Genomic DNA, 25,605 nt, shown 5'->3' on the forward strand with positions numbered 1-25,605 from the left:
ATCTTGATCAAAAAAAGCGACCTTAATGGTCGCTTTTTTACACTCTTAAATTCACGTTCTACTCAACATTCAAAACCGTCATAACCGCTGCGTGATCCGAACCCGTGATTTCCATCACTCGCTCTCTTCGACATATCGGTGACTCATTACTATGTTCATTACTTACCCATAAGTGGTCTATCACAACTATTGGGTAGCTTTGCAGCTGCCAGCGCTTAAGAAACACAGGCCAGCTGTGAATGGGTGTAGTGCGAAACAGAGGTAAAAATTTGTCGAAACGCCGAGTTGTACTCGCGAGGTTAAAATCCCCTACGACTAAATTGAATGCTAACGGTGAGCGAAGCGCTAGTGACTCTATCTCTGCCAGCATGTCATTTCTTTCGTTCCAGTGCTTCTGGTTTCTTGGCGACGGTGGGTGAGCCGCTATCACCATAACATCTCGCTCAAATCGAGTTTGCCAAACAAGACTAATGAAAGCGTGACCAGCAGCCGTTCGATGTGTTGTCATGCCGTAAAGTGGTGTCTTACTCAATACCATTTGCCCACTAGGGTAACCAACCCGGCTCTGACCACCATAGTAATAGGGATAAGCACTAAACAACGCTTCTAGCGCCTGCCCATGACTTGGCGAAACTTCTTGAAGCACAACCATGTCTGGCTGAGCCTTGCTCACATAGTCGATCAGCGACGCTAACGATGGATTATCAAAAAACACATTGTATTGCAGAACTGACAGGCGACTAGTGACGCAAGCGCTCTGGTTGAAGGATGTGCTGCTCATTCCGATCGTAGAGACTAGTACCGTAAACAAGAGCCCAGCAGACAGCAGCCAATGGCGCATTACTAAAAATATCAGCGCCAACAGACCAAAATAGATGGGTAATAAAGATAAGAAAGCAGCAAGGTTCTCAAGCTGCCAGGAAGGTTGGAAAAATCTTAGGTAAACGGTAAGAATTAACGGTAGAAGAATGGCCAACAGCGTAAACACTCGTACCATACTCGCTCCTCACTACGCCGATAATCCCTTCCATTTCATTAGGATAGTCGCTAGTGGGATTATTCACCGCTTTTTCTTACCACTATTTATACAGGACTATTGCTCTTCGCTTTGCTCGTTCACATCAAACTCAGACAACAGCAGACCAATTTCAATCGCATCTAGCCACTCTAGCTCGTGTTCGTTGATGTCTTTTTCCATGCTCATATTCCTTAATCATGTCTATATGACAATGTAGTAACGCTATAAGACATTAACAAGAAACCCAACTCACTCATACCATTTCCTTGAGCAAAGTCATCGTTAAACGATTGCTTCGTGCTCCAATACCTGAGTGTAAATTTAATTTTACACACTTATAAACATTATCGTACAAAGTGCTTGATCGTTAGCTTTTAGCACTGCATAATCGCACGATTATCAGAATTAGCGTCTATAAAGCTGGCTTAATTGGTTTACATATCGCTAATCACCATCAATGCGTAAAGAATTATATACAATGCAATCAAAAGTTCTCGGAAGCACTCTGATCATCGCCGGCACCACGATAGGTGCAGGTATGCTTGCCCTTCCCATTGCCTCTGCCGGCATCGGCTTTGGTACCTCTCTGCTATTAATGGTTAGTCTATGGGCGCTTATGGCCTATACCGCACTGCTAATGGTTGAGCTACACCAATATGCAGACCATTCGGCGACATTACATACGCTTGCAAAACAGATCCTTGGCAAGAAAGGCAAGTACATTGCCAGCTTCGCTATGCTGTTTTTGTTTTATGCATTGTGTGCGGCATACATTGCAGGAGGAGGCGGTCAATTTGCTGAACGCTTAGAGATGGTATTTGGTCTATCGTTATCATCAACCACAGCAACCGTTGTGTTTACGTTGATCGTCGCATTAACCGTCACCGTTGGTACCCATGCGGTGGACAAACTTAATCGAGTCTTGTTCACCATCAAACTGATTGCCATGGGCAGCGTGCTTTTCTTGCTAGCACCGAATGTGACACAAGGTTACTTAACCAGCCTTCCACTCCAGCAAGGATTGATTGTTGCAGCTATCCCAGTGGTCTTTACCTCATTTGGTTTCCACGGCAGTATTCCGGCGATTGTTAACTACCTTAAGGGTGATACCGCTTCGCTTCGTAAAGCGATTATTATCGGCTCGAGCCTTCCTTTGATCATTTACGTCTTTTGGCAATTAGTGACGCTAGGCGTTGTTCAACAACAAACCTTGGTTGAAAATAGCGGCTTATCTAACTTGATTTTGCTACTTTCAAGCACCGTTCATGTAGAGCGATTGGCGACGATTATTGGTGTATTCGCAGACCTAGCCTTAGTGACTTCGTTTTTAGGTGTGAGTTTGGGCTTGTTTGAATACTTGCGAGATCTCGGCCGTAAAGCATCAACAGAGACATCAACTGACAGCACATTTGCTCATCGTGCTTTAGCGGCGCTGATTACCTTCTTGCCACCTTTATGTTTTGCCCTGTTCTACCCACAAGGCTTTATTATGGCGTTGGGATACGCGGCAATCGCCCTAGCTATTCTGGCGATATTTCTACCAACCGTGATGGTAGCGAAAACTCGTAAGGCTAAGTTAGACCAGGCTCAATCTACGACCCACTATCAAACCGGTGGTGGACAAATTGCGCTATATGTCGCAATGAGTGTAGGCCTGGTTATCGTTATCGCTCAATTACTTGTAAGCTTTCATGTACTCCCAAGTCTCGGCTAGTTTTAGTGATCATCATCACAGCAATGATGTATAGCTATAAAGTTTTTTCATAAAAAGTCGATATCATACCCATTAATTAAGCCCCTCAGGGGCTTTTTCATGTCTATTCAATTCAATAATAACAATATCACTCACGGAGCCGCCCATGAGAGAAGTACAATTTAGAAAAATCGATGCGTTTTTTATTAAGTTGTCGATCAACGACAAAGTATGGATTGTGTTTGCACTGTTTTTTGCCGCACTCACCTACTCGTCCGTCGCTCGCTATCAAGACGCAGTAACCAGTTCTGAATCTCAAGCTATTAGTCAGGTCGAAGCAAGCCTCAATGCTTATCTCGACATGGCACATGCTGCGGGTGATATGACTTTACCTAACAAAATGGGCGTGACAGAAGGATATTCTCAGTCCACAGGCATCAATAATGGTACTGTTTCTGCTAGCGCGAAAGGCAGCGATGGCAAAAACTACTCGCTTAGCATTTCAATGAACAGTCAACTTGAGCAAGCGAAATCTGACGCACTAACTAGCTTGGCGCTAACCTACCTATGGGTGATTCCATTTGGCATTTTCAGCTACTGGCTTGCGACTTTCCTTGGCGGTGCTCTTTACACGCTATATACAACGGTAAACAAAATCGCAGATGGTGACCTAACTTCCCGTCTTAACTTTGTCGCTGGACGTGATGAGTTTGGTACTATCGGTGTCGCCCTAGACCAAGCAATGGATACGTTGACTGAGCTTGTTACCACGGTTAAAAACTCCGCGACTAGCCTAGAGGAAACAGCCTCTTCTTTTCATGAAGAAATGGCACGCAGTAACAGCCAAATCAACAATCAATATGCTTCATTGGATTCTGTCGCAACGGCAATGGAGGAGATGACGGCTTCTGCGCAAGAAGTGTCTAACATCTCTTTGCAATCAAACCAACAGGCGGAAGAAGATAGCAAACAAGTTGAGCAAAGTTATCAACGTGTACAGCAAGCTATTGCAGATATTAACCAACTGTCTGCCTACATCGAAGAAGCATCGCACTCTGTTGCAGCGTTAACCGACAACACGACGCAAATCAATGAAGTGATCACCACGATCAATGCGATTTCAGAGCAAACTAACCTACTCGCACTTAACGCCGCAATCGAAGCGGCACGTGCTGGCGAACAAGGCCGCGGGTTTGCCGTGGTAGCAGATGAAGTTCGCACCTTGGCAAGTCGTACTCAGGCTGCCACTGTGGAGATTCAAGCTATGATTGAAAAGCTGCAGTCAGAAAGTCAAAACATTGCCGAAATCACCCAACAAACTGTTGAGCAAGCTCAGTCTAGTAGCAGTCTCATCGGTGACATTGGCGGCGACGTAAACTCAATTGCTGACTCTTCACGTGCCGTCATGGACATGAGTACCCAAATCTCGACGTCTGCTGCTGAGCAAAGCAGCGTAGCATCAGAAATTGCCACAGAGCTTAGCGATATTCGTACCCAATCAGCAACAATTCGTGAAGTTGCGGAAAACAGTGAAATTGGCGTCGCGAACCTATCGAAAGCAACGAAGGTGCTGAGCGAAGTATTGACTCGCTATCGCACTTAACAAAAAAACGCTCTTAAACAACTAGAGCGTTTTAGTCAAAAGAATGTTTAGCCATAATGCAAAATAGACCAGTTCACCTGGTCTATTTTTTTATGCACGCGCATTGATACGAATGATGACTTCGAGTCATTCACTAATATTAGTGATATAAGTCGCATTACCTAGTTCAATTCGCGGGTAATGTAAGTGAGTTGCACTGAAGAGTATTACAATCATAAAAACAAGCCTATCCTCCACAACAAGAGGGGTTTTATGAATAAAACCAAACCTTCGCATCAACCTCTGGGTCTATGTCCAGTGTGTGGGTCTGATGAAGGACTATTATCTGAAGATGCAGAAACATTTATATGCGCAGATTGTGGCTACTTTACCCGCCAATTTTCTCATCATAGTCTCGTGGTATACCAGAGCACGCATTTTCAAAATCATGTTCCACGCATCAAACATATCCACCTGATGCACTAACGTTTCACTGCTGTTACTACTCTGCCTTCTCGATGTGTTTGATTACTTCACTCATCGAGGTGAGGCAAGTACTAGAATTTTGTTGGTAATCACAGGACAACGCAAAGTGGATGGTTTGAATCCCAGCGGCAACACCCATCTTAACGCCTTTGGCCGTGTCATCGATGTACAAGCATTCGTCAGGCAGAAAGCCCATCATAGTCACTGCATATTGAAGTAAGTCTGGCTCTGGCTTCCAGCTATTAGCGTCAAACGCTGAAATCACACGATTATTAAAGCGCTGCTCCAATCCCACTGTCACCAACATCTTTTTGGCTTTGTGGGTAGGACTATTTGTCACCACACAATATTCGATACCGGATTGATCCAAGAAATCGAGGAGCTCAACGGCTCCTTCCATTGGTCTTAACTGCTCTTCAAACAGACGTTGAGTTTGCTCGCGATAGATAGGCTCTAACAGATCGAGTGATACGTGGCTCCCCACCAGTTCTTGAGCGGACGTTAATACGTCTGCTATCTTTCCGCCAACAAAGTTATCCATGACGGCGTCTAACCTAAGTGTCACCCCAACTTGCGCGAACGTTTCTACTATTGCAACACAGCACAAACGCTCGCTATCAACCAAGGTTCCATCACAATCAAACAATACACACTTAATACTCGCCATTATGTGTTCAACGACCTTTTACACTTAATTTTCGTTGAATATTAATACACTTCAGCGACTCAGAAGGCGATGGATTCGAAAGTTTAGATATTTGAAGAAAGCAAAATTCGAAACTCAGTGATTGATCACCGTTTTTCTAACCAAACCTGTGAATTAGTTGCAATCTGCGCACTTTGTATTAGAGAAGCCACGGTAGAGGCTACATTCACCTCGTTCCATACGCCTGAAGTTGTGATATCTGAAATCAACACCGTATCTCCTTCCATCGATACCATAGCTGCCGCCGCGACCTCACCATGCTCAAAACCAACGTACAGCGCGTGACTAGGCTCAACGATGATCTGCGTAAGAAATTCTACAATGAGTTGCTGGTGCTCATCATTTGCCCAACGTTTCGAGTGCAACAGTGAGAACATGATGGTTAGCCGATGGAAGTCGACCAAATGCCACTCAATGTTCGTTATTGAGTCACTTGGGGCTTCAAACGGCTCCAAGTAACAGCTAGTAATAGCGCCGAGATAAAGATCGCGACCTTTGAGGCTCTCTTTGGTTGGATACCCACCTTCTACTTGGCTAGCCAGCCATTGATTCTTTTCGTTGTGGAGGCGTGTGGCTATATCTTTCATATTAATCCTATTCGATTTTTCGGGTAACCTTAGTTATGGTATACAAAAGCCTAATTTAAAAAGGAATCCTTTATGCTTAAAAAGCTTTTGCTGGTCCCGCTTATCACGTTGGCCTTATCGGGTTGTGGTGACAAAGAGGTGGGAGATGTATCGCTCGGTATGTTCACATTAAAAGATATTAAACTCAACACTCTTGATGACCCGATAATCACTGGCGTAACCTGCCACGTAGCGAGCATCGAGGCAGATTTGAGTCTAGCTGATCCAAGTGACAGTTCTATCTCATGCCGCCAAACAGGTGAAATCACGCCTGAGATGATCGCTCAAATAGACAAATCTAAATCCGGCGAAGTGGTTTTCAAGAAATCCAAAAGTATCTTTTTCAAGAGCATGAAGGTTCGTAGGATTTACGATTCGGACAACCAAACCCTGATGTATCTGTCATACTCAACCAAAGAAACATCAGGCAGCTTTAAACATAGCTTGTCGACCGTTCCTTTGTGGGGAACTAAAGCCTACGTAGAATCTCCGGTAGACGTTCAACAGTAGTCTTCGACATAAAGTCAGCTCTTTTCTTTAGAGCTGACTTTTTAGTGACAGGTTCGCTTCAACTTACATCGATCACACTCGGTAATGTGGCCTTGTTTGTCACAATAGACCAACGTCATGTTTTTTCCTTCCCTTTCACGTTTCACCGTCATTAACGCACCATCCGCTTGGGCGACAAGTAACCCCGTATTCCCATCAGTAAGCTGAGAAACCCCAAGACTAATATTGATGGTAAACTTTTGACCTTCTGAAGAAACAAATTCATGCTCGGCAATGCTGACACGAATTCTCTCCGCCACCCTATATGCAGCAAGTAACGATGTGAGGGGTAACAACAAAGCGAACTCATCACCGCCGAAACGGAAACAATAGTCTTCTTCGCGTACCGATGACTCCATTAGCTTGGCAACATTTTTAAGAACATAGTCGCCAATGCTGTGACCATAGCTGTCATTGATGTGTTTAAAATTGTCGACATCGAGCATGACGTATGAGAGTGGCCTGTTATGGCGAACGTGAGCGGCAATTTCTCGCTTCAATTGCAACTCTAAGTAACGGCGATTGTAAACGCCAGTCAGAACATCTCGAATGGCTAAGTATTCATATTCATCTCGCTTGGCGATCGACTCTGTAATGTCGATAGCCAAGCCAAAAATTCCCGCCACATTGCCTTCGTAATCATAAATCGGTGTTTTGAGGATTTGATAATGATGCGTCTCACCATGAATATCCGTGCTTTTTTCAACTTGTGACAGCGATTGTCCCTCGAGCACTTTTCTGTCGTGTTGAATAAGATCATGGCACTGTTGGAGATCAAAAAACTGGGCGTCGTCACCACCAACAATCTCTTCGGCAGGTTTACCAAATAAACGCGATACTGCGTCGTTAACGTAGGTGTAGCGTGCATGTTGGTCTTTGACAAAAAAATAGCAATCTAAGCGACTTAATACCGCTCTAATTTCGTCGACTGTCAGATTCTTCATGTCCATAACCTGCGCCCTCAACCTTACCCTAACAATGAACAGTATTGCATATTGACACACTTTCCGTACGGCAATCGGTTCAGTTTGTGACCGCTGACCTAGATAGCACGCGCCCCAAAACTGAAGCAACTCACACATTCAATGCAATTTCATGAAACACAAATAAACTTCTTGTGATATCATGCCGCCAAATTTTGAGCCGCTAGCCTTTATTATGAAATTTCCTGGACAACGTAAGTCAAAACACTATTTCCCTACCAGCAAGAAAGATCTATCGGTCAGTCAGGCGCAGTCAGCGCCAAAACTGTATCGCCCAACGATTGTTGGTGTCGGTCAAACCATCGTTGATATCGAAGCACGTGTTGATGACGACTTCTTAGCGAAATACGACTTGAGTAAGGGACACTCGCTAGTCCTAGAAGAGAGCAAAGCGGACGCTCTTTACGCCGAACTAGTCGAGAAAGAACTGATCACTCACCAATTCCCGGGTGACACGATTGGCAACACTCTACACAACTATTCAGTTCTCGCTGACAGTAAGTCTGTGCTGCTTGGTGTCATGTCAAAAAATATCCAAGTAGGTTCTTACGGCTACCGTTACCTTTGCCGTACTTCTTCAAGAATGAACCTTAACCACTTGCAAACTGTCGATGGCCCTATTGGTCGTTGCTATACCTTGATCACCGATGACGGCGAGCGCACCTTCGCAATTAACGAAGGCGAAATGAATCAGCTACGTCCAGAAAGTATCCCTGAATCAGTGTTCAATAAAGCGTCTGCACTAGTCGTATCTTCTTACTTGATGCGTGGTAAACCCGAAGACCCAATGCCACAAGCAGTTGCTCGTGCGGTTGAACTCGCCAAGCAGAAGTCAGTGCCAGTCGTGCTCACACTTGGTACTAAATGGGTAATCGAAGGCAACGAGAAATTCTGGCAAGACTATATTCAAGAAAACGTCACTATTCTGGCGATGAACGAAGAAGAAGGTGAAGCATTGACCGGCTTTGCCGAACCACTAAAAGCGGCAGATAAAGCGCTAGACTGGGTTGACTTGGTATTGTGTACTGCAGGCCCTAACGGCTTGTACATGGCTGGTTACTGTGACAACGTGACTCTACGTGAAACCACCCATGATTTGCTATCATCTGAGCACTTCAGCGATTTCAACCAATTTGAGTTCAGCCGAGCTATGCGCAAGCAAGATTGTGCCGATCCGCAAAAAGTGTACTCGCATATTGGCCCTTATCTGGGTGGTCCATTGGAGATCAAAAACACCAATGGTGCTGGTGATGGCGCTCTTTCTGCATTACTACATGATATGACGGCTAACTCATTCCACAGCAAGAACGTATCAGACTCAGACAAGCACGTTGCACCATGTTTAACGTACTCGTCGCTTTCACAAATTTGTAAATACGCGAACCGCGTAAGCTACGAAGTACTCACCCAGCATTCTCCTCGCCTAACACGCGCTCTTCCAGAAAGAGAAGACAGCCTGGAAGAAGCTTACTGGGATCGTTAAAAAAGGGCTTCGGCACTTTTTTTGTTTCTAAATTATACAGCTATTGAACAGCTGGTTAATATTAGTTCAGGCCGCTGAATATTTAGCTTTACAAAGCATATTTAACCAGTATCATCCTGACGCAAACGTTTTCCTCAATAATTTTGTGGCTTTTAAGGACCGTTAATGCTTTCCGATATCGATATCTGTCGTACGACGTCACTCTCCGCTATTTCTGACATTGCCAAGCAAGCAGGCTTGCTCGAGCATGAATATCATCCGCAAGGTTATCACAAAGCTAAAATCACTTGGGACGCGGTCTTTCGCCTCAAAGACAACCGTGATGGCAAGCTAATCGTTGTTACAGCAATTACCCCTACTCCTCTTGGCGAAGGCAAAACCGTGACAACTATCGGTTTGTCTCAGGGTCTAAAAAAGCTCGACAAGTCGGTGATGGCTTGTATCCGCCAACCTTCTATGGGACCCATTTTCGGTGTTAAAGGTGGTGCTGCTGGCGGAGGCTATTCGCAAGTTGCCCCAATGGAAGAGCTAAACCTTCACTTAACCGGTGACATTCACGCAGTCACGGCGGCGCACAATTTAGCGGCCGCCGCTATCGATGCGCGTATCTATCACGAGCAGCGTCAAGGTTTTGAAGCATTTGAAACCCGCACTGGCTTAAAAGCACTAAAGATAGATAGCAAAAATGTGGTTTGGAAACGCGTTGTAGACCACAACGACCGTGCGCTGCGTATGGTTACGGTTGGTCAAAACGAAATCAACAAGACCATCAACGGCTACGAGCGCCAAGATGGTTTTGATATTTCGGCGGCATCGGAACTGATGGCTATCTTAGCACTAGCTAAAGGTTTAAAAGATTTGCGTGCGCGCATCGGCAAGATTGTTGTCGCCTACTCTATCGACGGCACGCCAATCACGACAGAAGACTTACAAGTCGCGGGTGCTATGGCCGTGAGCATGAAAGAGGCGATTGAACCAACTCTGATGCAAACACTGGAAGGTGTCCCAACGCTTATCCACGCTGGACCATTTGCAAACATTGCCCATGGTAACTCCTCAATTATTGCTGACAGCATCGCCACAAAGCTAAGCGACTACACCGTTACAGAAGGCGGTTTTGGCTCTGACATGGGATTTGAGAAAGCTTGTAACATCAAAGCGTCAGCGACTGATAAAAAACCAGATTGTGCCGTGATTGTCGCGACTCTACGCGGTCTAAAAGCTAATTCAGGCTTATATGACCTTAAGCCGGGTACGCCAATCCCAGATAGCATTTATGGTGAGGACAGCGCTGCGCTTGAAGCTGGTTTTGAAAACCTGAAATGGCACATCAACAACGTTGCTAAATATGGTGTTCCAGCTGTCGTGGCAATCAACCGTTTCCCACAAGACAGCAAGCAAGAGCTAGAGCTATTGAAACAATGGGTAGAAGCGCTCGACAGCAATTGTCGCGTAGCGATCAGTGAAGGTTTTGCTAAAGGCGGTGAAGGAACGGTTGCTCTGGCTGAAAAAGTAATTGAAGCCTGCGAAACAGAGGCGAACTTCAAGCCACTATATACCGCAGAGCAATCCATTGAAGAAAAGTTAATGACAGTGTGTGAAGTCGGCTACGGCGCAGCACGTGTCACTCTATCTTACCAAGCTCAGCAGCAGCTTGAGATTTACAAGAAACACGGCTTTGACAATCTTGCCGTCTGCTTAGCGAAGACCCCCCTATCTATCACGACCGATGGCAGTGTAAAAGGCGCGCCAACCGGCTTTGATGTCGTGATTCGCGAGTTGCGACTATGCGCTGGTGCAGGTTTTGTTTACGCTCTGTGTGGCAATGTAATGACCATGCCGGGTCTGCCTGACAAACCCGCCTTTATGAGCCTAGATCTTGATGACGATGGCAATATTGTTGGATTGAGTTAACGCCAGACTATTAAGAGTAAGATACCAAAAAGCGACGGATTATCCGTCGCTTTTTTTAATGTTTCGAGATTACTGAGCAACAATCAATGTCAGTTCCACTCGACGATTGCAGGCTTTACCAAACTGGGTAGAGTTGGTACACGCCGGAACGTATTCTCCGTAACCGCGAGTGTAGATCATCTGTTGTGGGACCTTATTGCCAACCAGTGCTCGTTTAACCGATTCCGCTCGCTTATCTGCCAAGGAGTCATTGAGTTTCACTGTACCGGTATTGTCGGTATGACCACCAATGACAACATCCACCCCGTTTTGATTTGACAAAAAGCTAGCGAGCTGACTTAACCACTGAGCAGAGCCGTCTGCAACGTTGGCAGAGCCCGTATTAAAATGGATTTTTTGCTTAAGGCGAATCATCACATAATCACCGGGGATCAATTCATAATCCAATCCGTGATTCACCAAATACGTCTCCAACTCATCCCATGACTGAGTTCGATATTGACCATTAGGTCCACCGACTCTCGCACTCGACATGATCTGCGCCTCGGCCCAATCGGCGTGCATCACATCGCTTTCACCACGCGGCGCAGTCTCTAGCATTGCTGGGAACATTTTACTGGTGGTTGCGGACATCGAACTGCACCCTGACAAAATGATCGCAGCAGCGCCCGTTACAGCAACAGCTACGATTTTTTTCAGTTTCAACATCACCCACTCCTCACTTTTGAACTTACTCTTTTATCGACCGAAATAGTCAAAGCTTTACAATAAATCTTTCGTCTTTTCCCCTCTTGTGTGGTTCACTCATTCAACGTTACACTCTTTGGGTTAAATTCATTTAGAAGCATTATTATGTTAAAAACACTTTCTAAGTCATTATCTATATTAGCGCTGGTTGTGGCTGTTGCTGCTTGCAGCGAGTCATCTACTCCAGTTGAAGGCAAACAATACCGCACGCTCGACACCAATTTAGCGACGTATCGTCTTCCACAAGTCACTGAAATCTTTTCTTTAAGCTGTGGCCACTGTCGTAACCTAGAACCAATGTTACCCGCTCTAGAAGAACAGACAGGTGAAAAACTGGGCAAACTGCACGTCATGTTCAATGACAGTGCTAAAATTGCCGCAATGATTTTCTACACTGCGGTAATGCAATCCGAAAACGGTAAAGTGCCAGCTGATATGAAAGATAGCCTTTTTGCTTTGGTTCAAGATCGCGACCTTGATGGAGAAGCAAAAAAAGCGGAACTTGATCGTATTTTCCACTCTCGCGACATGGTAAGCCCATACGAACTCGATAAAACGCAACAAGAGCAGCTATTTCGTTATCTAGAAGTCGCGGAGTCAGTCTCTGTTGAAGCGCAAATTAATGCGGTACCGACATTTATTGTTAACGGCAAGTATGAAGTCATGGTCTCTGGTCATCAGGGAATCGATGAAATCGCTGAAACCATTAATTATCTAAAAACAAAATAAAAGGAAAGATTGTGTCTAAAATTCTTATCCCTGTTATCGTTCTGCTGCTGGCAGCTTTCATGATTTATCGCACTTGGAACAACAGCAAAGCAGGTGAAGAGAACTTCCAACAAGGTCAGGCATTTTTACTAGAGAATGCCAAGAAAGAAGGTGTGATCAGCACTGAAAGTGGCCTTCAATATGAGATCCTTCATAAAGGCGACAATACTGAAACGCCAACGGCTAAGAGCAAAGTAAAAGTGCACTATCACGGTACGCTAATCGATGGCACTGTTTTTGATAGCTCCGTTGATCGTGGAACACCAATCAGCTTTGGTCTTAACCAAGTGATCAAGGGCTGGCAAGAAGGCTTGCAATACATGTCAGAAGGCGACAAATTCCGCCTGTACATTCCTAGCACGCTAGGTTACGGAAAAGGCGGTAGCGGTCCAATTCCACCTGCAGCAGTATTGATTTTTGATGTTGAGTTAATCGAGATTCAATAAACTCGCGCTCTAATGAAAGATTGAGAAACACCCTAATTAAACGCCCTATCATCATTGATAGGGCGTTTTTTCATTACACAGGATAGAATTCAAAGCTGGTTTCAGTCACTAAATAGCAGTCCATGCCTGCCGCGCGGGCAGCTTGCAGTCCCAGTTTCGTGTCTTCAAAAACGACACAGCGTGAAGCTTGCTTACCCATTTTCTCCGCTGCCATTAAGAAAGTATCTGGATTCGGTTTATGGCTGTTCACCTCGGTTGCAGACACGACACAGTCAAACGCCTCCAACACACCTGCTTCCGTGAGCAACTTTATTGCAGAGTCGCGCTGGCTGCCGGTACCAATCGCCATCGGCTTCTGACCTCGGTATTGTTTGAATACTTCATAAGTATGTGGAATTGGGGCACCATGAAATGGCAACGTAGCAAACATCTCCATTTTGAAAGCCGACACGGTTTGCTGATCCAAACTCAGGCCGTAGCGCTGGTTTACCTCACCTGCAATCTTATAGCTCGGCATGCCTCCAAGTGAATGCAGCCAAGTCCGATCAAATGGAAACGCAAAGTATTCCGCAGTTAACTCCCATGCTTTTACGTGGTTCGGCATGGTATCCAAAAGCGTACCATCCATATCAAAAATAATTGCATCGTATTTTTCTAGCTGTAACAAGACGTTAACCTCTTATGTTCATTTTTGTGCTCTAAAGCCTACACCGTTCGCTAAAGAACGGCATACTATTACCGATATAAATATCAACAAAGAGTTCCATCAGGTCGATTTATATGCACTCGATTCCATTTCTTTTTCTTGCTATTGCAAATGAAGACTAAAAATCAATAACTTGCTATATTGCGCACCCGAAACGGTTCCAAGTTCAAATAATAACAAAACTTTGCGTCTACTGATCCCACTTCAGTCAAGGCGTTTCAATACGGATAGATAATTAGTTAAGGCTCACTATGAAGATTAAGCATCAACTTCTACTCTTAGGATCGCTGTCACTGTTGGCGATACTTGCGGTACTCGGAACCAGTACCTACTTCGCCCGCACTACCGATAACCTTTCCAATGCCGTTACGCAACTTGGACAACTAGAAGTCACACTTCTCAACCTTCGCCGTAATGAAAAAGACTTCTTACTCCGTAAAGATGAAAAGTACTTAGATAAGTTCAACACTAATGCTGGTTTGTTCAATGAGCAAAAAAGCGCGTTAGAACAAACTCTCGAAGCATCCAATGTTCCACTACCGAATCAACTCGATCGAGAGTTGGCTGATTATCGTAGTGCATTTACTAACTTGGTCGCGGCCTATAAAACATTAGGCTTGACGCCTAATGACGGCATTATGGGGCAGTTCAAGCAAGAGTTAGATAGACACCAGCGTAATAATCTAACTCTATCGCTTATCGAACTAGAAAATGCCGTGCTTACAGGTTCTACTCTCTCTTTGAACAAAAGTGGCATCGCGCCGCTAGATCGACTAGGCCAAGAGACGTTAACACAACGCTCCATCATTGGTTTTAAATACGACCAAGGCTTGCTAGGTGAAACCCGCAGCCGCTCTCACAGTATTGAATCAGATTTCAAAGCCTTTAATCAAACCGTTCACAACGCGTTGGATCAAGCGATTGCCACACTAACAACAATCAAATGGGTTATTTCTGGTGGGCTTATCTTTGCGATCGTCGCATTAATTGGCATTATCCTTCGCTCCATCAGCCGTGACGTTGATACGTTGCAGACCAATATTTCCACTATTGCTCGCACAAACGACCTTACAACGCATGTGCCGTCGGAAGGTAAAAACGAAATCGCTTCGATTGGTCGCGCGGTCAATAGCCTACTCGACAGCTTTAGAGCGCTGGTCGCCGATACACAGCAGCAATCTAGTCAGCTAAAACACAGTAGCAGCAACATGAGCTCCGAGCTGCAACTTGTGGTAGAACAGTTCCACAGCCAAAGCGATCACACCAATTCAATGGCGGCTTCCGTTCAGCAAATGGTGACCACTATCGATGAGATCTCTCAAACGACGCACAAAGCTGCGGATGTCGTTAACCAAGCAGCAGACAATTCTCAGCAAAGCCGTACTTTTGTTGATGACACCGTAAGTAATATTCAATCCTTGTCTGCTGTGCTAGCTGAAAGTAATGATGAAATACGTTCATTGAGTGACCATGTAGGCAAAATTGGAGGTGCCGTACATATCATTCAAGATATTGCTGAGCAAACCAACCTCTTGGCGCTCAATGCAGCCATCGAAGCGGCGCGCGCGGGTGAGCAAGGCCGAGGTTTTGCCGTAGTTGCAGATGAAGTTCGCGCGCTAGCAAGCCGAACTCACCAATCCACAGAAGAAATCACCAATTTGGTGACCGCTATTCAATCTCAGATGACCACGGTCGTTGATGATATTGAGCAGTGCAACACACAAGGCGCTGCAACGCTATCCGCCTCAGCCAAGTTAGATACAGCACTGCAACAAATCTCTACTGATATGTCTGAGATCCAAGCAAACTCAGAGCAAATCGCTGCCGCCATTGAAGAACAAGGCATAGTTATGAATCAAGTTGGCGAGTCGATTACCGAACTGAATGAGATCTCCACTGACAATATGAGCAATGCCAATGCTTGTATTGAAGAGGTTCAAAAGGTTTCAGGGCAAACTCAACATATGGATGATGTTGTATCGGGCTATAAAATTTAGTCCTGACTCAAACACAGATTTACCTAATCAGCCTTTGCCCTGCGCAAAGGCTTTTTTTTATTATCAACAAAAACTATAAACTGTTTACTAGCCTAGCTTCTTGGTGAGTTGCCTTCCGTTGTCTAATCTATAGCTGTTCATTCATCAGGAGACGACCCCCATGCAAAAAACACTTTTATTAACTGGCGCGACCGATGGTATTGGCTTAGAGACAGCAAAAAAACTCGCTCTACAGGGTCACCACATCCTAATGCATGGGCGCAATGAAGCGAAACTTAAAGCAGCAGTAGAAGAAGTAGCGGCGTTAAATCGCAATGCCAAGATTGAAAGCTATGTCGCCGATCTGTCTGTTCTGAGCGAAGTCAGCCAGCTGGCCACTCAAGTCTCTGAGATGCATGGCAAACTTGATGTGATTATCAACAACGCAGGCGTGTTTGCCACACCAAACACTCTGACAAACGACGGCCTAGACGTACGTTTTGCAGTAAATACCATCGCCCCATATATTCTGACTCGTCAGTTATTACCGCTATTAAATAGTGATGGCCGCGTAGTGAACTTATCATCAGCGGCACAAGCACCTGTTGATGTTCAAGCTATGGTTGGTCGTCCGGTACTTTCTGACAATGACGCATACGCGCAGTCAAAACTGGCTATCACCATGTGGACACAAGCCATGGCGGCTGAGTATCCAAGCGGACCTGTGTTTGTTGCCGTCAATCCGGCATCCTTCTTGGGCAGCAAAATGGTTAAAGAGGCGTACGGCGTAGCTGGTAACGATCTGAATATTGGTGCAGACATTCTCGTCAGAGCCGCTTTGGCTGATCAGTTTGAAAATGCCAGCGGTCTTTATTTTGATAACGACATCGGCAAGTTTGCGAAACCGCACAACGACGCGCAGAACACCGAAAAGGTTGCAGCAGTCATCTCTGCTCTTGATCATTACCTATGAGCATTCGCTCAAAGAGGATCTGTGTCATAAATCCCAATATGGCGGCGTACCAAAATAGTCGCTAAAGAAATCAATAAAAGCTCGGACTTTCGGGGCAACGAGCCTTGAACTTGGGTACAACACCCAGATAGCGGTATCCGATTGGTAAGGGGTTTGCTGTAAAATTTCCACCAGCTCCCCATTTTTTATTTGCTGATACACACTCCATGTACTGCTCATCGTAATTCCATGACCTGCCATACAAAGCTCACGTATCGCATCACCATTATCTGAACGAATTTTGCCCGCAATCTTAATGCTGACATCACCATTCGCAGTTTTGAAATCCCAATGATCGATACCGGTAATTCTGATGCACTGATGATCTTTTAAAGCCTGTGGCGAATCGGGCGTTCCATATTTAGCCAGATAATCGGGTGAAGCACAGATGATACGATGATCTGGCGCTAATTTTTTGGCAATCAAACTGGAGTCTTTTAGTTCAGCGTTACGAATGGCTACATCAAAACCGCCATCCACTAAATCAACAATCGAATCAGAAAAGCGCAGGTCGACTGAAAGCTCTGGATTTTGCTCCATAAATGCATTCATAGCTGGCAGTAAATGCATACGGCCAAAAGACGAAGGCGCTGTCACTCGCAACGTGCCGGAAGCCAATGCGCCCTGCCCGCCAATAGAAGCTTTGGCGAGTTCAACACTATCAACCACATTTTCTGCATGAGGCAAAAACGCCTCCCCCTCCTGCGTTAGAGATACTTTTCGAGTGGTGCGATGGACAAGACGGGCGCCAACACTTTCCTCAAGTTTATTGATATGAGCACTCGCCACGGCGGGCGACAAGCCAAGTTCTTGCCCTGCTTGGCTGATGTTATGGGTACTTGCTAGACGAATAAATAAACGTAGATAATCGATGTTCATAGCCAATAATCCACAAAGTTATTTTTTCACCATGACCAAATCATGATCCATCAGTTCTTTAACAAACGGTGACGGTGACGATTGATAAGTAATCCACACTCGACTTTTCGCACGGGTCATCGCCACATAAAATAGGCGTCGCTCTTCTGCATGAGGATATTCATCTGAGCCTTTCGTTAGTGCATCACTTAAGTGAATAAACTTACGCTTAGCCGGGAACTGCCCTTCATCGGCATTGACGATTATAACAAAATCGGCCTCTTTACCCTTACTCGAGTGACAGGTCATAAACTCTAATGACAGATTAGTAAATAGCTTCTGCCAATCATGAAACAGCTCTGGTTTGTGATAATGATTACGGCCAAGCAGTAGCACCGATTTGGCACTCTTTGCCTTGCTGTTGATATCATCGAGAATTTTTTCTACTCGATTACCATGTTCAATCACAACCGCTTTTTGCTTCACAGCTTTGTGGCTTTTTATCTCTTTACTGATTTGCGCAGGGTTGGCCTGAATAAAATCAGACGCCACTTCACTGAGTTTGTCACTGAAGCGATAAGTGGTATCCAGTAAATGCACCGATGAATGAGGGAAACGGTCGCTAAACTCGGTGGTCAAATCTACATCGGAGCCAGTAAACTGATAGATTGACTGCCAATCATCCCCAACAGCAAACAGCGACGCTTTATTGTCAGGCTGTTCACATAAAGACTGCACTAAGGCTAGGCGATCGGGTGAGATATCCTGATACTCATCAACCATGATGAACTTCCACGGTGAAGTAAACTTCTTCGAACTCACTCGCTTAGTTGCGTTGGTAATCATCGAGGTAAAGTCAATCTGGTCATTGTCTTTAAGCATCTTTTGCCAAGCTTGATAGCAAGGCCAGCACAATGCTAGCTCACTATTCAAACGTGTGTATTCGGCATCATCGATAAGCCGTTCTTGAATCGCTTTTTTGCTCAGCCCTGTTGCGATCAACTGGTCGAGTTGCTGCTCAAGCCAAGCAATCAACTTAGGGTTTTCACTCTGACTGCCAAGTTCTTCATCGCCTTTTAGGTAAGCAATAGGCCATTTGGATAAGTGCTTTTGCCAACGCTTGAAGTTGGTGGGCGTCATCCAGTGTTTTTTCAGCCAATCAATACACCACCCATTTTTCTGTGCTGACTCTGTGGCGAGCGGGGTAAGTTTCGGCGGTTGAATTTCTGTCTCTTTGAGGATTTGCAGGCCAAGCTGATGAAAAGTCAGTACCGCAATGTCATCAGCGGTTTTACCAAGCTTTCTCTCTAATCGCTCACGCATTTCATTGGCGGCATCACGACCAAAAGCGACAAGGAGTATCTGCTCTGGATGTGCTAAATGACTTTGCAACAAGTACGAAACCCTTGCCATTAACACACTGGTTTTGCCTGAACCTGCTCCAGCTAGAATCAAATTCTGATCATTGTTATGCAAAACGGCCATTTGCTGCGAATAGTTCATTGGCGACGATTCTGATTGCGTAAACAGCACCTGCCAGTTTTCGCGCTCATCAACCAACCAGTTGGTGTTGCGTTCTTCCAGTGCGTGTTGAGTCTCATCTAGCCATGGCAGCAACTTTTGGATTCGATTCGGCATAGTACGCATTGCCTCGGAGATTGACATGTTCATCTCCAGAAACTGACTGTTTACCTCATCTACCCACCCTGTCATCAATGAATGCGGCAGGAACTGAGGTAATGTACGCAGTCTTGTCAACTCCTGCTCCCACTTTGGCAAGTAGGTTTTAAGCATGGCACTTTGTTCTCGATGCCAGTTTTGGTACACCGATACAGCATTCTTGGCAAATCGTTGCACTTCTTGCCATGGCAAACCTTGTACGACCCAGCATACCTGCTTATCGTCACTCTCATGAGCATGAACCGTAATCGAAGACCAAATTAAGCCCCGCTTAACGCTAAGCTTGCCGCTCCATTCACAGAAAGGTATTCGTACCTCCGCTCGAACAGAATGCAGTACTAAGCAGTGCGGTTGCAATTCAATGGTTCGGAACTCATGTTGAGTAAAGATTTCAGCGGTCGGAGTGGCGGTTAGCAGCATGATAAATCGAGATAACGTGGTATTCATTGTGAGTTATAGTAGTCAGTCTACTGTATCAACTCGCTAAATCCATCCAAGTTTATGTAATAAGTGTGAAAAAGAATCCAAATAAAAACGCTCCCAGCCGTTGGGAGCGCTTTTTAGCATCAATTTACTTGTTGGTCGGTGTCTGTAGCTTCTCCATCACATCATCCAAGTTAAAGCTCGCTGCTTTTTGCCTTGGCGGAAATTCTTTGAAGGTCTCTAGGAACTTACCTACATATACTTGCGCCGGTACCAGTAGATAAACCCTATCGATCATCCAGTCATAGTAAGTGTTGGACGTCACGTCAGCGACTTCATAAGGATCCATTCTCAGGTTGAAGATTTTCGGTACACGAAGCGTAACAAACGGTTCTGCCCAAATACGCAGTGTTCCTTCTACGCGTTGCTCCATAAACACCACTTTCCAATTGTTATAACGCAGTGCGGTGAGATCGCCATCATCAGAGAAGTAGAAAATTTCCGCACGTGGAGACTCTTCAGTTTCCCCCGTTAAATACGGTAAGAAGTTATAACCATCTAAGTGAACTTTGAAGCTCTTGTTACCGGCTTGGTGCCCTTTAAGTAGCTTCTCTTTTACATCTGGCTCACCCGCTGCTGCTAGGAAGGTTGGTAACCAATCCATGTGGTGCATGATGTTGTTAGACACACTACCCGCTTCGATTTTGCCTGGCCACTTAACCATTGCAGGCACTCGGTAAGCACCCTCCCAGTTGGTGTTTTTCTCGCCACGGAAAGGAGTGAGACCCGCATCTGGCCAGGTGTTCATGTGAGGGCCATTATCTGTGGAATAAAACACAATGGTATTGTCTTCAATACCTAGCTCGTCAACTTTCTTAAGCAGCTCTCCAACATGGTTATCGTGTTCAATCATGCCATCTGCATAATAACTGATACCTGATTTGCCTAGGTTGCCGTCTTTAACATGGGTACGGAAGTGCATGCGCGTCGCGTTCCACCAAACAAAGAACGGTTTTTTCGCCGCGACAGCACGATCCATAAAATCGAGCGCAGCTGACAAGGTTTCTTCATCCACCGTTTCCATACGTTTACGCGTTAAAGGTCCTGTGTCCTCAATTTTACCGTCAGCAAATGATTTGATGACGCCGCGAGGACCAAACTGTTTACGAAATTCTGGATCTTTCGGATAATCGATGTTTTCTGGCTCTTCTTCAGCGTTCAAGTGATAAAGGTTACCAAAGAACTCATCAAAGCCATGGGCGGTGGGTAAAAACTCATCTTTATCACCCAAATGGTTTTTACCAAACTGCCCGGTCATATAACCGTGAGGCTTAAGTAGCTCTGCAATCGTGGCATCTTCCGCTTGCAAACCTAAATCTGCACCAGGAAGACCCACTTTGCTTAAGCCTGTTCGAAGTACGCTTTGACCTGTTATAAATGTCGAACGCCCAGCCGTACACGACTGCTCGCCATAATAATCGGTGAACATCATTCCACCTTTAGCAATGGAATCGATGTTAGGCGTCTTGTAACCCATTAAACCAAATGTGTATGCACTGACGTTGGATTGACCAATGTCATCGCCCCAGATTACGAGGATATTGGGTTTATCCTCGGCATACGCACTTGCTGAAACACCAATTAACGCGGTAGCCAATACAGCTAAGCTCCGCTTAAACCTTGTTGTCGTTGTCATGTAAACCTCTACGTTAGTTGGTTGCATCCCGCCCATTAACATATAGTCGCTAACATGCATAACTACCACTAACACAACGGTTTTTCTTGAAAATGTCATCAGGTTATAAAGCTGAATTATTCGACACTAATCACATACCATTCGGTAAGCTTTTTTGTTTCCATATATAGCTAAAGCTATTAGATATCAGTTAGATAAGAATGGTTATAACTTTTCTTTATAGTCTCTATAAGACGACTTCCGCCTGCGACTCGCCTAAAGTGCCAAACATCCGGATACCTTTGGGTGTCTCGTTCAAATCCAATAAGTTAAAAAACGATGGAGTCTAGAATGGCGAACCACTTAAGTAAGATCGCAATGGGCGTAGGCCTTGTTGCTACATCTTCCGCAGCTATCGCAGCAGACCAACCAAATATCCTAGCGATTTTTGGCGATGATGTTGGTTACTGGAACATTAGTGCCTACAACCAGGGCATGATGGGTTATGAAACCCCAAACATCGACCGTATTGCTAATGAAGGTGCCTTGTTTACCGATCACTATGGTCAGCAATCATGTACTGCTGGTCGTGCAGCATTTATTACGGGTCAAGAGCCTTTCCGTACAGGTCTTCTTACCATCGGTATGCCAGGTTCGACGCACGGCATTCCAGACTGGGCTCCTACTATTGCAGACTTGTTGAAAGATCAAGGCTACATGACGGCTCAGTTTGGTAAAAACCACCTGGGTGACCAAGATCAACACCTACCTACAAAACACGGTTTCGACGAGTTCTTTGGTAACCTTTACCACCTAAACGCTGAAGAAGAGCCAGAGACTTACTACTACCCGAAAGACCCAGAATTCCGTAAGAACTACGGTCCACGTGGTGTAATCAAGTCATACGCAGATGGCAAGATTGAAGATACCGGACCTATGACTCGTAAACGTATGGAGCACGCGGACGAGGAGTTCCTAGAAACATCGTTGGCATTCATGGAAAAAGCAGTAAAAGCCGACAAACCTTTCTTTATCTGGCACAACACAACACGTATGCACGTTTGGACGCGCCTACAAGAGAAATATCAAGGTAAGTCTGGAGTATCTATCTACGCTGACGGTATGTTAGAGCACGATGACCATGTTGGTATCTTGCTAGACAAACTCGATGAGTTAAAGATCGCTGACAATACCATTGTTATCTACTCGACGGACAATGGTGCAGAAACTGTGACATGGCCTGATGGTGGTGCAACACCTTTCCACGGTGAGAAAGGGACAACATGGGAAGGCGGTATGCGTGTTCCTCAACTTGTTCGCTGGCCTGGGGTCATTGAACCTGGAACGAAGATCAACGAAATGATGGCTCATCAAGACTGGCTACCAACACTTCTTGATGCTGCAGGCGTTCCTGACGTGAAAGAGCAACTTGCCAAAGGCTACAAAGCAAATGGCAAAGACTGGCGTGTTCACATCGACGGTTACAACTTTAAACCATTCTTTGAAGGTAAAACGGACGAGGCACCACGTGATTCGTTGCTTTACTTCACCGCAAATGGTGAGCTTAACGCTGTTCGTTGGAATGATTGGAAGCTAAACTTTGCTGTTCTTGAGGGTGATATCTCGAACGCTATCCGTTTCTCGCCAAACTGGCCACAAATTATTCACCTGCGTGCAGACCCATTTGAAAAAGCACCACACGAGTCGGGCATGTACCTTCGCTGGATGGCTGACAACATGTGGCTATTCGTACCGATTCAAGACGTGCTAGGTGACTTCTTCAAAACATTGCCAGACTACCCAATGCAGCAAGGTCAGATGATGAACCCAGCAGCAATTGATTACCAGTCACTGGGCCTAAAAGGCAAAATGCAACAGCTTGATCAACTTCAGAAACAAGTTGAGCAAATGAAATAACGCTTCGTTTGGAACAAGCAAGCTAAACCAAGCGCTATAAACAAGCGCTATAAAAAAGGCCAGCCACTTCGAAAGTGACTGGCCTTTTCTCTTAGGTGTCAATTAAACGTAAAACGCGTCAACTGTACCTTTAAGTTTGATCAGCATAGGTTGACCCCAACGGTCTTTTGCTTTTGGAGAAGGGATTTTAACCCATCCTTCGCTGATGCAGTATTCTTCAACGTCTGTGCGCTCTTTACCGTTTAGGCGAATGCCAATTTGGTGTTCAAAACACTCAGCCACGTGATGTGGGCTACGAGGGTTGCCTGATAGATGATCTGGTAATTCTGGCTTTGCGTTGTCGCTCATGGTGATAACCTGAATGAGTTAGTGAAAAGTGGCTCATTGTAGTCAATACATTCCACCTGCTCAACTAGTCTCTGACGATGTCACGCTATTTTCACGTACAATCTCTACAACACTGATCGTTTGCCCATCAATTGGACAATTAACAACCCAGTAAAACAAGTTATTCCACGTAATCCTCGATGATCTTAGTACCGCATACCTCGCAGACGCGGTGACAGGAATAGGCGTGGGTGGACGTCATCAGTCCGCCAAACACCCAGCCTTTTAATAGGTTAGCCAAAAATGCACTATTGTCTTGTGAATGTTCACCTTCCGCTAAAGCCGGTTTTTCAACCAGTACCACAATGTGTTTCGTTTCAGCGCAACAAACACTGCATACACAGTTTTCAATCCTTTGCATGAAGGCACTCCTGATAATCAAACCATTGATTTGGGGTCGATTGTAATTCAAGCAAACCACAAACTATGTTAACCAGGTAGCATATTCAAGAACAGTTTTTGGCTAATTTTCAAACACCAGTACATCAAACTATTTCAAGCGCTATTAAAAAAGTCCAAGACACTAAACATCACTGTCTTTCATTGGTTGCTCTTGGTTTGCCATGCGTTTATTGGCAACTCGGCGATCAAAATCTGAAATACGCGCTAAGAACTGGCTCTTTTCCTCCTTTGAAATAGATGTCGCCAAAGGAAGGTCTGCCGTAAGTGGGTTTACGGCACGATTTCGCACCAGCACTTCAAAATGGAGGTGTGGACCTGTCAATCGACCTGTTGCACCCGCAAGCGCAATCTTCTGGCCGCGTTTCACTTGTTGTCCTTGTCTCACCAAAAATTTAGACAAATGTAAGTAACGTGTGGTGTAAACACTGTTGTGTTCAATGACCACATACTTGCCAGCGTAAGGATGGTTGCGGATAGCTATTACCTTACCATCACCAGTTGAATAGACCGGTGCACCCACAGGTGTCGCGAAGTCGGTGCCGTTGTGGGGAGATATTCTTCCTGTTACCGGATGCTTACGCTTAGGGTTAAAGTGGGAGGTTACTCGGCGATAGGCCTTGCCTATAGGGTAGCGGTCAAAAGCTTGTTCTAAGCTATTGCCATCACGGTCATAGAAGCGACCGTCATCAGCTAAGAACGCTGCAACCTCTCGATTACCCAATGCAATGGAAATACCTTGAACTTCAGCGTTACCCGTTGGGTGATTACCCAAGTATTGGTGATTAACCAAAATCTCGAAACGATCACCCGCACGTAATTCTCTGGCGAAGTTAACTTTGTCCCTCAACACTTGAGTAATATTTGCAATCTGCCTTGTCGAAAGACCAGCTCGATGCGCAGAAGTAGAAAAGCTGCCGTGAACCTCTCCGGAATACAAGGTTTCTTTCCAGTCACCCTGCTCCTCTTCAAAGCGATACTCAAACGACCCATCTGATTCTTTACTATAGATAGCGCGTTCTACCAAGCTCTGATGGAAGATCATCGACTGTAACTGTTTTGATTGTGAGTCGATAATAAGCTCGAGATGATCGCCTGGTTTGATAGTGTCGAGTTTTAATACATTCAGGTCAGCTTCTAGAACATGCTGAAGAGTTGAGTAACCAAGGTTCCATGATGAGAAAACGGAACTTAAGGTATCCCCTACTTTGACAAAGTAGTGAACTCGAGTTGAATGGTCTTTTGGCTGGTCTAGATTCGAAAAAGAATCCAAAACTGTCTCTCCTAGATAAGGAGTCACCTTTATTTCAACAGACTCTGGTGTCGGTTCAGGCAGAAAGCTAATTAAAGAAGCAATAGAGAGAGCGATGACAGCAGTAGTCATCAAGATAGGACGAAGAAGCTTCATAATGGTGATACGAAAAACAAACAATTGTTATATTATAACATCTCCCATCAAGTAAAGAAAACATAACTATTGCCCAACTTTGTATCAAACGGTGAGCAGAAAACTACGCCATCATACTATAAAACCTAATCACAAAAGAAAAACACCACAAAATCTTTCAATT

22 protein-coding genes are annotated in these 25,605 nt (G+C 45.1%); 10 read left to right on the plus strand and 12 right to left on the minus strand.

Annotated elements, in window-relative coordinates; all coding sequences use genetic code 11:
* Window positions 1-58 precede the first annotated feature (58 nt).
* Complete coding sequence (locus PG915_RS23630; protein ID WP_353499400.1) at window positions 59-997, minus strand: endonuclease/exonuclease/phosphatase family protein; 939 nt, start codon at window positions 995-997, stop codon at window positions 59-61.
* A 499-nt stretch (window positions 998-1,496) separates the two neighbouring features.
* On the opposite strand from PG915_RS23630, the gene PG915_RS23635 reads away from it, so the two are divergent.
* Both PG915_RS23635 and PG915_RS23640 read left to right on the plus strand, forming a co-directional pair.
* Window positions 1,497-2,732, plus strand: a complete 1,236-nt coding sequence (locus tag PG915_RS23635; RefSeq protein ID WP_353499401.1) for an aromatic amino acid transport family protein — start codon at window positions 1,497-1,499, stop codon at window positions 2,730-2,732.
* Window positions 2,733-2,877: 145 nt separating this feature from the next.
* Window positions 2,878-4,314, plus strand: coding sequence for a methyl-accepting chemotaxis protein (locus tag PG915_RS23640; RefSeq protein WP_353499402.1), 1,437 nt, complete (start codon window positions 2,878-2,880; stop codon window positions 4,312-4,314).
* Between the two features lie 481 nt (window positions 4,315-4,795).
* Here PG915_RS23640 and PG915_RS23645 read toward each other — a convergent pair whose 3' ends face one another.
* On the minus strand, window positions 4,796-5,446 hold the full coding sequence (locus tag PG915_RS23645; RefSeq protein ID WP_353499403.1) for an HAD-IA family hydrolase: 651 nt from the start codon (window positions 5,444-5,446) through the stop codon (window positions 4,796-4,798).
* A gap of 125 nt (window positions 5,447-5,571) precedes the next feature.
* A complete protein-coding gene (locus PG915_RS23650) occupies window positions 5,572-6,072 on the minus strand; it encodes a hypothetical protein (protein ID WP_353499404.1) in 501 nt (166 codons plus the stop codon).
* A 72-nt stretch (window positions 6,073-6,144) separates the two neighbouring features.
* Here PG915_RS23650 and PG915_RS23655 point away from each other — a divergent pair, with 72 nt between their 5' ends.
* Window positions 6,145-6,621, plus strand: a complete 477-nt coding sequence (locus PG915_RS23655; RefSeq protein ID WP_353499405.1) for a CreA family protein — start codon at window positions 6,145-6,147, stop codon at window positions 6,619-6,621.
* A 41-nt stretch (window positions 6,622-6,662) separates the two neighbouring features.
* On the opposite strand, the gene PG915_RS23660 is transcribed toward PG915_RS23655, so the two are convergent.
* Window positions 6,663-7,610: a sensor domain-containing diguanylate cyclase gene (locus tag PG915_RS23660; RefSeq protein WP_353499406.1), complete on the minus strand. Its 948-nt coding sequence runs from the start codon at window positions 7,608-7,610 to the stop codon at window positions 6,663-6,665.
* A 208-nt stretch (window positions 7,611-7,818) separates the two neighbouring features.
* Between PG915_RS23660 and PG915_RS23665 the strand changes: the two genes are divergently transcribed.
* Both PG915_RS23665 and PG915_RS23670 read left to right on the plus strand, forming a co-directional pair.
* Complete coding sequence (locus PG915_RS23665; protein WP_353500206.1) at window positions 7,819-9,126, plus strand: inosine/guanosine kinase; 1,308 nt, start codon at window positions 7,819-7,821, stop codon at window positions 9,124-9,126.
* 165 nt (window positions 9,127-9,291) lie between these two features.
* A complete protein-coding gene (locus PG915_RS23670) occupies window positions 9,292-11,040 on the plus strand; it encodes a formate--tetrahydrofolate ligase (RefSeq protein ID WP_353499407.1) in 1,749 nt (582 codons plus the stop codon).
* A gap of 69 nt (window positions 11,041-11,109) precedes the next feature.
* Here PG915_RS23670 and PG915_RS23675 read toward each other — a convergent pair whose 3' ends face one another.
* Window positions 11,110-11,748: an OmpA family protein gene (locus PG915_RS23675; RefSeq protein WP_353499408.1), complete on the minus strand. Its 639-nt coding sequence runs from the start codon at window positions 11,746-11,748 to the stop codon at window positions 11,110-11,112.
* A gap of 144 nt (window positions 11,749-11,892) precedes the next feature.
* On the opposite strand from PG915_RS23675, the gene PG915_RS23680 reads away from it, so the two are divergent.
* Together PG915_RS23680 and PG915_RS23685 are read left to right on the plus strand one after the other, a co-directional pair.
* Window positions 11,893-12,516, plus strand: coding sequence for a thiol:disulfide interchange protein DsbA/DsbL (locus PG915_RS23680; protein ID WP_353499409.1), 624 nt, complete (start codon window positions 11,893-11,895; stop codon window positions 12,514-12,516).
* A gap of 11 nt (window positions 12,517-12,527) precedes the next feature.
* Window positions 12,528-13,001, plus strand: coding sequence for an FKBP-type peptidyl-prolyl cis-trans isomerase (locus tag PG915_RS23685; RefSeq protein WP_353499410.1), 474 nt, complete (start codon window positions 12,528-12,530; stop codon window positions 12,999-13,001).
* 73 nt (window positions 13,002-13,074) lie between these two features.
* On the opposite strand, the gene PG915_RS23690 is transcribed toward PG915_RS23685, so the two are convergent.
* Window positions 13,075-13,668, minus strand: coding sequence for a beta-phosphoglucomutase family hydrolase (locus tag PG915_RS23690; RefSeq protein WP_353499411.1), 594 nt, complete (start codon window positions 13,666-13,668; stop codon window positions 13,075-13,077).
* A gap of 290 nt (window positions 13,669-13,958) precedes the next feature.
* Here PG915_RS23690 and PG915_RS23695 point away from each other — a divergent pair, with 290 nt between their 5' ends.
* Both PG915_RS23695 and PG915_RS23700 read left to right on the plus strand, forming a co-directional pair.
* The gene (locus tag PG915_RS23695) at window positions 13,959-15,704 is read left to right on the plus strand and encodes a methyl-accepting chemotaxis protein (RefSeq protein ID WP_353499412.1); all 1,746 of its coding nucleotides are present in this window, start codon (window positions 13,959-13,961) and stop codon (window positions 15,702-15,704) included.
* A 160-nt stretch (window positions 15,705-15,864) separates the two neighbouring features.
* On the plus strand, window positions 15,865-16,656 hold the full coding sequence (locus tag PG915_RS23700) for an SDR family NAD(P)-dependent oxidoreductase (RefSeq protein ID WP_353499413.1): 792 nt from the start codon (window positions 15,865-15,867) through the stop codon (window positions 16,654-16,656).
* Between the two features lie 24 nt (window positions 16,657-16,680).
* Here PG915_RS23700 and PG915_RS23705 read toward each other — a convergent pair whose 3' ends face one another.
* The 3 genes from PG915_RS23705 to PG915_RS23715 all read right to left on the minus strand — a co-directional run bounded on the left by PG915_RS23705 (window position 16,681) and on the right by PG915_RS23715 (window position 21,379).
* On the minus strand, window positions 16,681-17,574 hold the full coding sequence (locus PG915_RS23705; protein WP_353499414.1) for a LysR family transcriptional regulator: 894 nt from the start codon (window positions 17,572-17,574) through the stop codon (window positions 16,681-16,683).
* Window positions 17,575-17,592: 18 nt separating this feature from the next.
* Window positions 17,593-19,653: a DNA helicase IV gene (gene helD / locus PG915_RS23710; RefSeq protein WP_353500207.1), complete on the minus strand. Its 2,061-nt coding sequence runs from the start codon at window positions 19,651-19,653 to the stop codon at window positions 17,593-17,595.
* A 151-nt stretch (window positions 19,654-19,804) separates the two neighbouring features.
* Window positions 19,805-21,379 (minus strand): arylsulfatase, encoded by a 1,575-nt coding sequence (locus tag PG915_RS23715; protein WP_418643006.1) that lies wholly within the window; start codon window positions 21,377-21,379, stop codon window positions 19,805-19,807.
* 303 nt (window positions 21,380-21,682) lie between these two features.
* Between PG915_RS23715 and PG915_RS23720 the strand changes: the two genes are divergently transcribed.
* Window positions 21,683-23,248 carry an arylsulfatase gene (locus PG915_RS23720; RefSeq protein WP_353499416.1) on the plus strand — a complete coding sequence of 522 codons (1,566 nt, stop codon included), beginning with the start codon at window positions 21,683-21,685 and terminating at the stop codon, window positions 23,246-23,248.
* Between the two features lie 102 nt (window positions 23,249-23,350).
* Here PG915_RS23720 and PG915_RS23725 read toward each other — a convergent pair whose 3' ends face one another.
* From PG915_RS23725 to PG915_RS23735, 3 genes are all read right to left on the minus strand, one after another.
* A complete protein-coding gene (locus PG915_RS23725; protein ID WP_353499417.1) occupies window positions 23,351-23,596 on the minus strand; it encodes a DUF3297 family protein in 246 nt (81 codons plus the stop codon).
* Window positions 23,597-23,756: 160 nt separating this feature from the next.
* Window positions 23,757-23,996 carry a hypothetical protein gene (locus tag PG915_RS23730; RefSeq protein ID WP_353499418.1) on the minus strand — a complete coding sequence of 80 codons (240 nt, stop codon included), beginning with the start codon at window positions 23,994-23,996 and terminating at the stop codon, window positions 23,757-23,759.
* Between the two features lie 162 nt (window positions 23,997-24,158).
* Window positions 24,159-25,442: a peptidoglycan DD-metalloendopeptidase family protein gene (locus tag PG915_RS23735; protein ID WP_353499419.1), complete on the minus strand. Its 1,284-nt coding sequence runs from the start codon at window positions 25,440-25,442 to the stop codon at window positions 24,159-24,161.
* Between the last annotated feature and the right edge of the window lie 163 nt (window positions 25,443-25,605).

Origin of the sequence: Vibrio sp. CB1-14 (assembly GCF_040412085.2) — a bacterium.
GTDB classification, from domain to species: domain Bacteria; phylum Pseudomonadota; class Gammaproteobacteria; order Enterobacterales; family Vibrionaceae; genus Vibrio; species Vibrio chaetopteri.

Coding starts and splice junctions, on each gene's coding strand:
- PG915_RS23630 (WP_353499400.1), bottom strand. CDS start 997: ATGGTACGAGTGTTTACGCTGTTGGCCATTCTTCTACCGTTAATTCTT.
- PG915_RS23645 (WP_353499403.1), bottom strand. CDS start 5,446: ATGGCGAGTATTAAGTGTGTATTGTTTGATTGTGATGGAACCTTGGTT.
- PG915_RS23635 (WP_353499401.1), top strand. CDS start 1,497: ATGCAATCAAAAGTTCTCGGAAGCACTCTGATCATCGCCGGCACCACG.
- PG915_RS23640 (WP_353499402.1), top strand. CDS start 2,878: ATGAGAGAAGTACAATTTAGAAAAATCGATGCGTTTTTTATTAAGTTG.
- PG915_RS23730 (WP_353499418.1), bottom strand. CDS start 23,996: ATGCAAAGGATTGAAAACTGTGTATGCAGTGTTTGTTGCGCTGAAACG.
- PG915_RS23680 (WP_353499409.1), top strand. CDS start 11,893: ATGTTAAAAACACTTTCTAAGTCATTATCTATATTAGCGCTGGTTGTG.
- PG915_RS23655 (WP_353499405.1), top strand. CDS start 6,145: ATGCTTAAAAAGCTTTTGCTGGTCCCGCTTATCACGTTGGCCTTATCG.
- PG915_RS23660 (WP_353499406.1), bottom strand. CDS start 7,610: ATGGACATGAAGAATCTGACAGTCGACGAAATTAGAGCGGTATTAAGT.
- PG915_RS23705 (WP_353499414.1), bottom strand. CDS start 17,574: ATGAACATCGATTATCTACGTTTATTTATTCGTCTAGCAAGTACCCAT.
- PG915_RS23715 (WP_418643006.1), bottom strand. CDS start 21,379: ATGCAACCAACTAACGTAGAGGTTTACATGACAACGACAACAAGGTTT.
- PG915_RS23735 (WP_353499419.1), bottom strand. CDS start 25,442: ATGAAGCTTCTTCGTCCTATCTTGATGACTACTGCTGTCATCGCTCTC.
- PG915_RS23670 (WP_353499407.1), top strand. CDS start 9,292: ATGCTTTCCGATATCGATATCTGTCGTACGACGTCACTCTCCGCTATT.
- PG915_RS23720 (WP_353499416.1), top strand. CDS start 21,683: ATGGCGAACCACTTAAGTAAGATCGCAATGGGCGTAGGCCTTGTTGCT.
- PG915_RS23700 (WP_353499413.1), top strand. CDS start 15,865: ATGCAAAAAACACTTTTATTAACTGGCGCGACCGATGGTATTGGCTTA.
- PG915_RS23725 (WP_353499417.1), bottom strand. CDS start 23,596: ATGAGCGACAACGCAAAGCCAGAATTACCAGATCATCTATCAGGCAAC.
- PG915_RS23650 (WP_353499404.1), bottom strand. CDS start 6,072: ATGAAAGATATAGCCACACGCCTCCACAACGAAAAGAATCAATGGCTG.
- PG915_RS23695 (WP_353499412.1), top strand. CDS start 13,959: ATGAAGATTAAGCATCAACTTCTACTCTTAGGATCGCTGTCACTGTTG.
- PG915_RS23665 (WP_353500206.1), top strand. CDS start 7,819: ATGAAATTTCCTGGACAACGTAAGTCAAAACACTATTTCCCTACCAGC.
- PG915_RS23675 (WP_353499408.1), bottom strand. CDS start 11,748: ATGTTGAAACTGAAAAAAATCGTAGCTGTTGCTGTAACGGGCGCTGCT.
- helD (WP_353500207.1), bottom strand. CDS start 19,653: ATGCTGCTAACCGCCACTCCGACCGCTGAAATCTTTACTCAACATGAG.